Annotated in this window: 9 protein-coding genes and 5 pseudogenes; 12 read left to right on the forward strand and 2 right to left on the reverse strand. The window is 69.4% G+C overall.

What is annotated here, in order from left to right; all coding sequences use genetic code 11:
• The first annotated feature begins 31 nt into the window (after positions 1 to 31).
• From MBEBAB_RS08575 to MBEBAB_RS08605, 7 genes and pseudogenes are all read left to right on the forward strand, one after another.
• Positions 32 to 667: a TetR/AcrR family transcriptional regulator gene (locus tag MBEBAB_RS08575; RefSeq protein WP_021697571.1), complete on the forward strand. Its 636-nt coding sequence runs from the start codon at positions 32 to 34 to the stop codon at positions 665 to 667.
• On the forward strand, positions 664 to 1,473 hold the full coding sequence (locus tag MBEBAB_RS08580; RefSeq protein WP_021697572.1) for an ABC transporter substrate-binding protein: 810 nt from the start codon (positions 664 to 666) through the stop codon (positions 1,471 to 1,473). Before MBEBAB_RS08575 ends, MBEBAB_RS08580 begins: the two co-directional genes overlap by 4 nt.
• A pseudogene (locus MBEBAB_RS18675) lies at positions 1,470 to 2,449 on the forward strand (FecCD family ABC transporter permease). Before MBEBAB_RS08580 ends, MBEBAB_RS18675 begins: the two are co-directional and overlap by 4 nt.
• Positions 2,446 to 3,198 (forward strand): ABC transporter ATP-binding protein, encoded by a 753-nt coding sequence (locus MBEBAB_RS08590; RefSeq protein WP_021697574.1) that lies wholly within the window; start codon positions 2,446 to 2,448, stop codon positions 3,196 to 3,198. The pseudogene MBEBAB_RS18675 and the gene MBEBAB_RS08590 overlap by 4 nt, the downstream one beginning before the upstream one ends.
• Positions 3,199 to 3,221: 23 nt before the next feature.
• Positions 3,222 to 3,683, forward strand: a complete 462-nt coding sequence (gene queF / locus MBEBAB_RS08595; protein WP_021697575.1) for a preQ(1) synthase — start codon at positions 3,222 to 3,224, stop codon at positions 3,681 to 3,683.
• Positions 3,684 to 3,830: 147 nt separating this feature from the next.
• Positions 3,831 to 4,829 (forward strand): SPFH domain-containing protein, encoded by a 999-nt coding sequence (locus MBEBAB_RS08600; protein WP_148291478.1) that lies wholly within the window; start codon positions 3,831 to 3,833, stop codon positions 4,827 to 4,829.
• Positions 4,830 to 4,832: 3 nt separating this feature from the next.
• Positions 4,833 to 5,291 (forward strand): NfeD family protein, encoded by a 459-nt coding sequence (locus MBEBAB_RS08605; protein WP_021697577.1) that lies wholly within the window; start codon positions 4,833 to 4,835, stop codon positions 5,289 to 5,291.
• Positions 5,292 to 5,303: 12 nt separating this feature from the next.
• On the opposite strand, the gene rnhA is transcribed toward MBEBAB_RS08605, so the two are convergent.
• On the reverse strand, positions 5,304 to 5,741 hold the full coding sequence (gene rnhA, locus MBEBAB_RS08610; RefSeq protein WP_021697578.1) for a ribonuclease HI: 438 nt from the start codon (positions 5,739 to 5,741) through the stop codon (positions 5,304 to 5,306).
• A gap of 8 nt (positions 5,742 to 5,749) precedes the next feature.
• Positions 5,750 to 6,400, reverse strand: coding sequence for an alpha/beta hydrolase (locus MBEBAB_RS08615; RefSeq protein ID WP_021697579.1), 651 nt, complete (start codon positions 6,398 to 6,400; stop codon positions 5,750 to 5,752).
• Between the two features lie 159 nt (positions 6,401 to 6,559).
• On the opposite strand from MBEBAB_RS08615, the pseudogene MBEBAB_RS15660 reads away from it, so the two are divergent.
• The 5 genes and pseudogenes from MBEBAB_RS15660 to sufC form a co-directional block, all read left to right on the forward strand.
• Positions 6,560 to 6,982, forward strand: a pseudogene (locus tag MBEBAB_RS15660) (Rrf2 family transcriptional regulator); the annotation flags it as partial.
• A gap of 91 nt (positions 6,983 to 7,073) precedes the next feature.
• A pseudogene (locus MBEBAB_RS08620) lies at positions 7,074 to 8,121 on the forward strand (cysteine desulfurase family protein).
• A gap of 26 nt (positions 8,122 to 8,147) precedes the next feature.
• Positions 8,148 to 9,613, forward strand: a pseudogene (gene sufB, locus MBEBAB_RS08625) (Fe-S cluster assembly protein SufB).
• 63 nt (positions 9,614 to 9,676) lie between these two features.
• Entirely contained in the window at positions 9,677 to 10,012 is a 336-nt protein-coding gene (locus tag MBEBAB_RS08630; protein ID WP_021697582.1) for a GIY-YIG nuclease family protein, read from the forward strand.
• Positions 10,013 to 10,196: 184 nt separating this feature from the next.
• Positions 10,197 to 10,312 (forward strand): annotated as a pseudogene (gene sufC / locus MBEBAB_RS16180) (Fe-S cluster assembly ATPase SufC); the annotation flags it as partial.

Below are 10,312 nucleotides of genomic sequence, written 5' to 3' on the forward strand. Positions count from 1 at the left end.
CAGACGCCCTCCGTTTTCGCGTGAGGCTGATTTGGCAGAGTCGTTTACCGCCGCCGCGCCGCGCGCCGGACGCAAGCCCAAGGGCGAAGGGCACGAGCGCCGCGCCGAAATCCTCGAGGCCGCCGAGCGCATCTTCGTGGAGTGCGGCTATGACGGCGCCACCATCCGCAAGATCGCGGACGAGGTGGGGCTGTCGTCGACCGCGCTCTACATGCATTTCCGCGACAAGAGCGAAATCCTGGCCGAGATCTGCCGCGGCGCCTTCGCCCTGCTGACGGAAGCCACGGCGCGCATCGAGTCCGACCCGGCGCCGGTGGAGGTCCGGCTTCGCCGCATGTTGGAGGCCTATGCCCGGTTCGGGCTGGAGAATCCCAACGCCTATCGCCTGATCTACATGACGCGGCCCGAGGAGGCGCGCGGCGGCGCCGAGGGCGTTGCCCGCGAACTGGGCGCCGGACTTTATGGCTCCTTTGTCGGCGTCATCGAGGAGATCGGCGGCTCCATCCGTCTGAGGCACGATCCCGCGACCACGGCGCAGCTGCTGTGGGCCGGCGTCCATGGGGTGGTCTCCCTGATCATCACCAAGCCCTATCTCGACTGGCAGGCGCCGGAGGATCTGGTGGGGGCGATGCTGGACGCCCTGTTCGAGAGCGTGCTGAAGCGATGATCCGGCGCGGGGGGGCGGCGCTGGTGCTGGGGTTGGCGCTCTTCTGTGCGGACGCTGTGCGGGCCGAGGGCCTGCGAATCCTGTCGCTGGACCAGTGTGCGGATCAGTTCGCCCTGGCCCTGGGCGGGCCGGAAGACCGGCTGTTCCTGTCGCCCCGCGCCGATGATCCGGACTCCCATCTGCGGGCGCAGGCCTGGGGGCATGCGCGGGTCCGGCCGACGCTGGAGGCGGCGCTGATCGCGCGGCCGGATGTGGTGCTGCGCTACTGGGGCGGGGAGCCGCGCCTGCTGACGGCGCTGGAGCGTCGCGGCGTCACCGTCGTGGGCATCGAGGACGCGACGGATTTCGACGGCGTGCGCGCCAATGTGCGGCGCGTGGCGGACGCGCTGGGTCGGCAGGATGCAGGGCGCGGCCTGATCGCGGACATGGATGAACGGCTGGCGAGCGCCGCCGGAGCAGGGGCCTCGGGCTCGGCGCTCTACATGACCGCGGGCGGCTTCACGGCGGGAGAAAATACTCTGGTGGGGGCGATCATGCGGGCGGCGGGGCTGCGGTCCCTGTCGCCAAGCCCGTGGTTCGCGCCGGTTAGCGTGGAGCGGCTGCTGCTGGAGCCCCCGGCGCGGTTCGTCCTGGCCTTTTATGAGCAGGTGCGGGCCGACTGGCGCGGGCCGGGGCGGCATCCGGCCCTTCGGCGGCTGATCGACGATCGCGCCGTGACCCGCCTGTCCGGGTCGGCCATGGCCTGTCCGGCCTGGTTCGCCGCCGAGGCGGCCGAGGCGCTGGCGGTTGAGGCGGCGCGGCCATGACCCGGCTGACGGTTTTTCTGATCCTGGCCATCCTGGCGGCGTCCGGCCTGGCCCTGACCTTTGGGGAGGCGCCCCTGAGCGCGGCCCAGTATCGCCTGGCCTTCGCGGACCCGGCGTCGCTGGAGGGACAGGTGCTGTGGCAGGTGCGGGCGCCGCGCATCGCCTGCGCCTTGATGGTGGGCGCGGCGCTCGGTCTTTCGGGCGCGGTGCTGCAGGGACTGTTGCGCAACCCGCTGGCGGACCCGGGTGTGCTGGGCGTGTCGGCCGCCGCGGCGCTGGGCGCGGCCTTCGCCATCGTCATGGGCGGGGCGGCCCTGCCGGGCGTCGTCGAGGTGTCGGCTCTGGCGGGCGCCGGGATCGCGGGCGCGGCCCTGGTGATCTTCGCCGCGCGGGTCCGGGCGCCGGAGGCCCTGATCCTGTTCGGCGTGGCCCTGTCCAGTTTCGCGGGTGCGGCCACGGCCTGATCTTCAACCTGTCGCCCTCGCCCATCGCCTCGGCCGAGGTGATGAGCTGGCTGCTGGGGTCGGTGCAGAACCGCAGCTGGTTCGACGTGGCCTGGGTCACGCCGATGGTGCTGATCTCCGGCGTGCTGGCGGCTTTCGCGGCCTCCGGCCTGCGGATGCTGGCCCTGGGCGAGGAGACGGCGGCGACGTCGGGCCTGTCCATGGGCCGGCTCAGGACCGCCGCCCTGATCGCCGCGGCTCTGGCGGCAGGCGCCGCCACGGCTGTGGCCGGGGTGATCGGCTTCGTGGGTCTGGCGGCGCCGCATCTGGTGCGCCGGGCGGTGCGGGGTGATCCCGGCCGGGTTCTGCTGCCCGCCGCCCTGACGGGGGGGCTGATCCTGGTGGCGGCGGATCTGGCGGCGCGGCTGACGCCGACGGATCAGGAGCTGAAGCTGGGGGTGTTCACGGCCCTGGTCGGGGCGCCGCTGTTCGCCCTGATCGCCTGGCGCGCGGCGCGGGAGTGGCGGCTGTGAGCGCCCTGTCCCTGCATGGCGCCACCGCCCTGCTGGACGGGCGCGAGGTGCTGTCGGATGTGGATCTGTCGATCCTGCCCGGCGAGGTGGTCGCCCTGACCGGTCCCAACGGCGCGGGCAAGACCAGCGTCATCCGCGCCCTGACCGGCGCCTTGCCCCTGTCGAAGGGCGAGGCGCGACTGGAGGGACGGGCCCTGACGGCCTTCGGGCCGCGCGACCGGGCGGCGCGACTGGCCTGGCTGCCGCAGGACCGGCGCATCGCCTGGAACATGCCCGCCGTCGAGGTGGCCGCCCTGGGCGCGCCGTTCCTGTCCGGTCATGCGGCGCGGGACCGGGCCCTGGAGGCGCTGATCGAGATCGACGCGGGCCGTCTGGCCGCCCGGGGCGTGGCCGAGATGTCGGGCGGGGAGCGGGCGCGGGTGCTGTTCGCGCGGTTTCTGGCCACCGAGGCGCCGATCCTGCTGGCCGACGAGCCGGCGGCCGGACTGGACCCGGACGCCCAGCTGCTGGTGATGGACGTGCTGCGCCGCCGGGCCGAGGCGGGGGCCGCGGTGCTGGTCAGCCTGCACGACCTGTCCCTGGCCGCGCGCCACGCCGACCGGGTGGTGGTGATGGATCGCGGCCGGGTGGCGGCGGACGGGCCGCCGCGCGAGGCCCTGGCGCCCGAGGTCATGCAGACGGTGTTCGGCGTCGGTGCCCGCTGGCTGGAGACGCCGCAGGGGCCGGTGCTGAACAGCTGGCGGCTCTGAGCGCCAGAGGCTAAAGCGATCCCATGACCACGAACACTTCCGGCCTCACCCAGCTCGGCGGCGATGTGCGGGGCTTCGACAGCCCCGAGCAGGCCGTTCTGGAGCGCGTGCCCAATCCGCACGCCGACACCCTGTATCTGGCGCGCTTCACCGCGCCGGAGTTCACCAGCCTGTGCCCGGTGACGGCCCAGCCGGACTTCGCCCATCTGGTGATCGACTATGCGCCAGGGGACTGGCTGGTCGAATCCAAGAGTTTGAAGATGTACCTGACGAGCTTCCGCAACCACGGAGCGTTCCATGAGGACTGCACTGTGGCCATCGGCAAGCGGCTGGCGGACCTGCTGGCGCCCAAATGGCTGCGTATCGGCGGCTACTGGTATCCGCGCGGGGGCATCCCCATCGACGTGTTCTGGCAGACCGGCACGGCGCCGGAAGGACTGTGGCTGCCGGACCAGGGCGTGCCGACCTATCGCGGGCGGGGCTGAACAGCCCAGCCGGATGCGCCTGATGACGCGGATGTAATCGGTTCCGGTCCGGTTTCGATGGTCGGGCGGTGCGCGGCGGGATAAGCTGGACGGGAAAAAGGGAGGCTGCCCATGGGTTTGTCCGTATTTGCGATCGTTCTGGTGGTGATGGCCATCGCCCTGGCGTTCAGCGTCATCAAGATCGTGCCGCAGGGGCGCGAGTTCACCGTGGAGCGGTTCGGGAAGTACACCCGCACCCTGAGCCCCGGCATCAGCTTCCTGACGCCCTTCGTGGAAGGCATCGGGCGGCGCATGAACATGATGGAGCAGGTCCTGGACGTGCCCCAGCAGGAGGTCATCACCAAGGACAACGCCATGGTGAAGGTGGACGCCATCGTCTTCATCCAGGTGATGAGCGCCTCGGCTGCGGCCTACCGGGTCGATGACCTCAACTACGCCATCACCCAGCTGTGTTCGACCAATCTGCGGACGGTGGTGGGCTCCATGGAGCTGGACGAGGTGCTGTTCCAGCGCGACAGCATCAACTCGCGGCTGCTGACTGTGATCGACGCGGCCACCGAGCCGTGGGGCGTCAAGGTCAACCGGATCGAGATCAAGGACCTGACCCCGCCGGTGGACATCACCAACGCCATGGCCCGCCAGATGAAGGCCGAGCGCGAGCGGCGCGCCATCATCACCGAGGCGGACGGCGAGAAACAGGCCGCCATCGCCCGGGCCGAGGGCGCCAAACAGGCCGCCATTCTGGAGGCCGAGGGCCGCAAGGAGGCCGCCTTCCGCGACGCCGAGGCCCGCGAGCGGGAAGCCGAGGCCGAGGCCCGCGCCACCGCCATGGTGTCCCAGGCCATCGCTGCCGGCGACGTCAACGCCATCAACTACTTCGTGGCCCAGAAATACGTTGAGGCGTTCGCCGAGCTGGCCCGCAGCCCGAACCAGAAGACCGTCATCGTGCCCGCCGAAATGGGTGGACTGGTCGGCACCATCGCCGGCCTGGGCGAACTGGTCGGCCTGGCCAAGGAGCAGCAGCAGGATCGCCGCGACGACCGTCAGGCGGCCCGTCCGGCGCAGCGTGCGACCACCACGAACTCGCCCCCGCCGCCCCAGACCGCCCCGCGCCGCCCGCGCGGATCGGTCCCCGGCACGGAGTAGGTCATGGACTGGCTGATCGACCTCTATTCGGCCCAGCCGTTCTGGATCTGGCTGGCCATCGGGGTGGCGCTGCTGGCCGTGGAGGTCACCATGACCACCGAATGGCTGCTGTGGCCCGCCGCCGCCGCCGGGCTGGTGGCGGTGCTGACCGCGCTGGGCCTGCCGCTGGGCGGGGCCGGGGAGCTGATCGTCTTCGCCCTGCTGACGGTGGTGTTCACGGTGTTGGCGCGGCGGTTCATCAAGCGGATCAATCCGGGCGACGCGGCCGACATCAACGACCGCGACAGCCGCCTGGTGGGCCAGCGCGCCCAGGTGGTCCAGGCCTTCGCCGAGGGCCGCGGCCGGGTGTTCATCTCGGGCTCGGAATGGGCGGCCGAGATCGACGGCGAGGCCCCCATGGTGGGGCAGGCCGTGGTGGTGGAGTCGGTCAGCGGGTCGCGCCTGAAGGTGCGCCCCGTCTAGGCTGGCCGCGCGCTAGCCCTTCAGCTCATCCACGCCCCGGTTGGCGAGGGCGTCGGCGCGCTCGTTCCATTGGTGGCCGGCGTGACCCTTGACCCAGCGCCAGCGCACATCGTGGCGGGCGCGGGCGGCGTCGAGGCGCTTCCACAGGTCCTCGTTCTTGACCGGCTTCTTGTCCGCCGTCTTCCAGCCGCGCGCCTTCCAGCCGTGAATCCACTGCTCGATGCCCTGCATGACGTATTTGCTGTCGGTGTGGAGCTCGACCTTGCAGGGGCGCGTCAGGGCCTCCAGCGCCTGAATGGCGGCCATCAGCTCCATGCGGTTGTTGGTGGTCAGCTTCTCGCCGCCCCACAGTTCCTTCTCGCGCTCGCCCCAGTGCATCACTGCGCCCCAGCCGCCGGGACCGGGGTTGCCGCGACAGGCGCCGTCGGTGTGGATGATGACGTGGGACAAGGGGCTGACTACGCCGGGTCGGCTTCCAGGCGCATGTCCAGATAGGCGCCGACGCGGCGTTCCACGGCGGGGAGGTGGTCCTGCCAGAAGTGGGTGGCGCCCTCTTCCAGCTCGTAGTCGATGGTGATGCCCTTCTGGGTGCGCAGCTTGTTGACCACGCGCTCCACCTCGACCGGCGGCACGATGGTGTCGGCGGTGCCGTGCAGGAACAGGCCCGAGGCCGGGCAGGGGGCCAGGAAGCTGAAGTCGTAGATGTTGGTGGGCGGCGACACCGAGATGAAGCCGTCAGTCTCGGGGCGACGCATCAGCAGCTGCATGCCGATGTAGGCGCCGAACTGATAGCCGGCGACCCAGGTCTGGCTGGCGGCGGGGTTCTCGGTCTGGAGCCAGTCCAGGGCGGTGGCCGCGTCGGCCAGCTCGCCGATGCCGGAGTCGAACTCGCCCTGGGACTTGCCTACGCCGCGCGAATTGTACCGCAGGGTGGCGAAGCCGCGTTTCTGGAACAGCTGGTACAGATGCACCGCCACCGGATTGTTCATGTGTCCGCCCGCCTTGGGGTGCGGATGCAGGATCAGGGCGATGGGCGCGTTCTCGCGCTTTCCGGGGGCGTAGCGGGCCTCGATGCGACCGGAGGCGCCGCTCAGGATGACTTCAGGCATGAATCTGGTGGAATCCCGTCTTCAACTGTCGTTTCGCAGCTGCGTAATACTTGACCATGGGGGTGGGACTTTATATCTCCAACCCACGCGCCATGGCCCATGAAGCCGCGGGTTCTAGCACAGGAGCCCCGAAAAGCGCGCGATTTCTTGAGGTGCGCGATGCGACTTTCGACAAAGGGACGATACGCCGTGATGGCCATGGCCGATCTGGCCCGCCACGGGCGAGAGCGCGCCGTGTCCCTGGCGGAGATCGCCGCGCGGCAGGAAATCTCCCTCAGCTATCTTGAACAACTGTTCGCGCGCCTGCGCCGGGCCGGGCTGGTCAAGAGCGTGCGCGGGCCGGGCGGGGGGTACCGTCTGTCGTCGGCGTCGTCCGAGATCATGGTGTCCGACATCGTTCTGGCGGTGGACGAGCCGATCCGGGCCACCCGCTGTGCGGTGCAGGGCTCGCCCAAGGGCTGCATGATCGGCGGCGAACGCTGCATCACCCATGACCTGTGGGCCGGACTGGGCGACGAGATCCACCGCTACCTGTCCAGCGTCAGCCTGGAAGACGTGGTGCTGAAGCGGACGCGTCGCCGGGCGCCATGGATGAGCGAGCGGGGGTGGCGGCGTGAGCATCTATCTGGACTACAATTCGACGGCGCTGGTGCGGCCGCAGGTGCAGGCCATCATGGCCGAGGTGCTGGCCGAGGGGGGCAACCCCAATGCGGTGCATGCGCTGGGTCGCCGCGCCCGCTCGCGCATCGAGACGGCGCGGGCCCAGGTGGCGGCGCTGGTGGGCGCCGATCCGACGGCGGTGGTGTTCTCCAGCGGCGGGACCGAGGCCAATGCGCAGGGGATCGCCAGCGCCATCGCGGCGGGCTGCGAACGGCTGATCGTGTCGGCGACGGAGCATCCGTGCGTGGCCGAGGCGGCGATGGCCAGCGGCATTCCGGTGGAGGTCCTGCCGGTGGACGGAAACGGCGTGGTCGATCTGGACTGGCTGGCCGGGGCGCTGCAGCGGCCGGGCCGGGCGGCGGTGGCCATCCATCATGCGAACAACGAGAGCGGCGTGATCCAGCCCATCGCCGAGGCCGCCGCGCTGGTGCGGGCGGCGGGCGGCTGGCTGCACGTGGACGCCATCCAGTCGGCGGGCAAGATCGCCGTGGACATGCGGGCGCTGGACGCGGACACCCTGACTGTCGGGGCACAAGCTGGGCGCGGCGCAGGGATCCGGCGCGCTGGTCGGGCGCGAGGGGCTGACCCTGGTGCGCATCCTGCACGGCGCCGGGCAGGAGCGGGGCCTGCGCGCGGGCACCGAGAACACGGCGGGCATCGCCGGGTTCGGCGTCGCGGCGGAGATCGCGGGTGGCGAGCTTGAGCAAGCGGCGCATCATGCAAGCTGGCGCGACGCGGCGGCCGAGCGGGTCAAGGCGGCGGGCGCGGTAGTGGTCGGCGAGGCGGTCGAACGGCTGCCCAACACCCTGTTCCTGGCGGTGGAAGGCTGGGACAGCCCGCAGCAGCTGATCGGGCTGGATCTGGCGGGGGTCATGGTCTCGGCCGGCAGCGCCTGTTCCTCGGGCAAGACCAAGCCGTCCAAGACGCTGGTCGCATGGGGCTGGACCGGCTGGCCACGGGCGCGGTGCGCGCCTCGGGCGGCTGGGGCACGCAGGAATCCGACTGGACGCGGTTCGCGGATGTTTGGACCGCCGCATTTGAAAAGCATGTCGCGCGCCTGAGTGTGCGCGCGAAGGAAGTCGCGTAAATGGCTGCAGTTAAAGAGACAATCGACACGGTCGCGGAGCTGGAGCGGTACAAGCACGGCTTCACCTCCGACATTGAGCAGGAGTTCGCGCCCAAGGGCCTGAACACCGACATCGTGCGCTTCATCTCCGAGAAGAAGGGCGAGCCGGAATGGATGCTGGAATGGCGTCTGGCCGCCTATGAGCGCTGGCTGGCCATGGAGGAGCCCACCTGGTCGGCGGTGCGCTATCAGCCCATCGACTATCAGGACCTGTACTATTACGCCGCGCCCAAGAAGAAGGACGGGCCCAAGTCGCTGGACGAGGTCGATCCGGAGCTGCTGGCGGTCTACGAGAAGCTGGGCATTCCGCTGAAGGAGCAGGCGGTTCTGGCGGGGGTCGAGGGCGCGCCGCGCTATGCGGTGGACGCGGTGTTCGACTCCGTCAGCGTGGTCACCACCTTCAAGGAAGAACTGAAGAAGGCCGGCGTGATCTTCATGCCGATCTCCGAGGCCCTGCGCGAACACCCCGAACTGGTGCGCCAGTATCTGGGCACGGTGGTGCCGGTGTCGGACAACTATTTCGCGGCCCTGAACAGCGCGGTCTTTTCGGACGGCTCGTTCGTCTATGTGCCGCCGGGGGTCCGCTGCCCCATGGAGCTGTCGACCTATTTCCGCATCAATGCGAGCCAGACCGGCCAGTTCGAGCGCACCCTGATCATCGCCGACAAGGGCAGCTATGTCTCGTATCTGGAGGCTGCACCGCCCCCATGCGCGACGAGAACCAGCTGCACGCCGCGGTGGTGGAGATCGTGGCGCTGGACGACGCCGAGGTGAAGTACTCGACGGTCCAGAACTGGTACCCCGGCGACGCCGAGGGCAAGGGCGGCATCTACAATTTCGTCACCAAGCGCGCCGACTGCCGGGGCGACCGATCCAAGGTCAGCTGGACCCAGGTGGAGACCGGCTCGGCCGTCACCTGGAAATATCCGTCCTGCATCCTGAAGGGCGAGGAGAGCTCGGGCGAGTTCTATTCCATCGCCATCACCAACGGCCATCAGCAGGCCGACACCGGCACCAAGATGATCCATCTGGGCAAGAACTCGAAGAGCCGGATCATCGCCAAGGCGGTGTCGGCGGGCAAGTCGGACTCCACCTATCGCGGGCTGGTGTCGGTGCATCCCAAGGCGACGGGCGTGCGCAACTTCACCCAGTGCGACAGCCTGCTGATCGGCAAGGACTGCGGCAGTCACACCGTGCCCTATATCGAGGCGAAGAACGGCTCGGCCCAGCTGGAGCACGAGGCCACCACCACGCGCCTGTCGGACGACCAGCTGTTCTATGCGCAGCAGCGCGGCCTGTCGGAGGAGGAGGCGGTGGCCCTGCTGGTCAACGGCTTCGTCCGCGACGTGCTGCAGGAACTGCCGATGGAGTTCGCGGTGGAGGCGCAGAAGCTGGTGGCGATCTCGCTGGAAGGGAGCGTGGGGTGATCCTTCAACCTTCGTCATCCTCGGGCTTGTCCCGAGGACCCATTTATCCGCATTCTCCACCGCATGGGACGCGAACGCCCTCTGATCGCCGCCTATATCGTGACGAACAAGCCGTTCGGAACGCTCTACACCGGCGTGACCAGCAACCTGTATCAGCGCGTGCACCAGCACCGGACGGGGGCCTTTGCGGGCTTCACGAAGGAGCACGGCCTGAAGCGTCTGGTCTGGTTCGAACCATTCGAGCTGATGACGTCCGCCATCCGGCGCGAAAAGGCGCTGAAGCGGTATCTGCGCGCGTGGAAGATCAATCTGATCGAGCGGGAGAATCCCGACTGGGACGACCTGTCGCTGGAGTGGGATCGCCCGCCGGTGTGGAAGCACGGACCGACGGACGAATAGGCGCAGCTCTCACTTCCACCCTTTGTCATCCTCGGGCTCGTCCCGAGGACCCGTGGTTCAGCGGCATGGATCGTTCGCGTGCGGGGCATCCGTCCGCGCGCGCTGCTCTGCGGTTTGAGAGTGCTGACAAGTGGGTCCTCGGGACAAGCCCGAGGATGACGGATTGTAATATGCAAGAAAAACAATGCTGAACATCAATAACCTCCACGTCTCCATCGACGACAAACCCATCCTCAAGGGCCTGACGCTCGACGTCCCGGCGGGGGAGGTGCATGCGGTCATGGGGCCGAACGGGGCGGG

It is taken from the genome of Brevundimonas abyssalis TAR-001 (genome assembly GCF_000466985.1).
Lineage (GTDB): Bacteria > Pseudomonadota > Alphaproteobacteria > Caulobacterales > Caulobacteraceae > Brevundimonas > Brevundimonas abyssalis.

Excerpts from the sequence above, each read along its gene's own strand:
- MBEBAB_RS08615 (WP_021697579.1), bottom strand. The coding sequence starts at position 6,400 with ATGCCTGAAGTCATCCTGAGCGGCGCCTCCGGTCGCATCGAGGCCCGC.
- MBEBAB_RS08580 (WP_021697572.1), top strand. The coding sequence starts at position 664 with ATGATCCGGCGCGGGGGGGCGGCGCTGGTGCTGGGGTTGGCGCTCTTC.
- MBEBAB_RS08600 (WP_148291478.1), top strand. The coding sequence starts at position 3,831 with ATGGCCATCGCCCTGGCGTTCAGCGTCATCAAGATCGTGCCGCAGGGG.
- MBEBAB_RS08605 (WP_021697577.1), top strand. The coding sequence starts at position 4,833 with ATGGACTGGCTGATCGACCTCTATTCGGCCCAGCCGTTCTGGATCTGG.
- queF (WP_021697575.1), top strand. The coding sequence starts at position 3,222 with ATGACCACGAACACTTCCGGCCTCACCCAGCTCGGCGGCGATGTGCGG.
- MBEBAB_RS08630 (WP_021697582.1), top strand. The coding sequence starts at position 9,677 with ATGGGACGCGAACGCCCTCTGATCGCCGCCTATATCGTGACGAACAAG.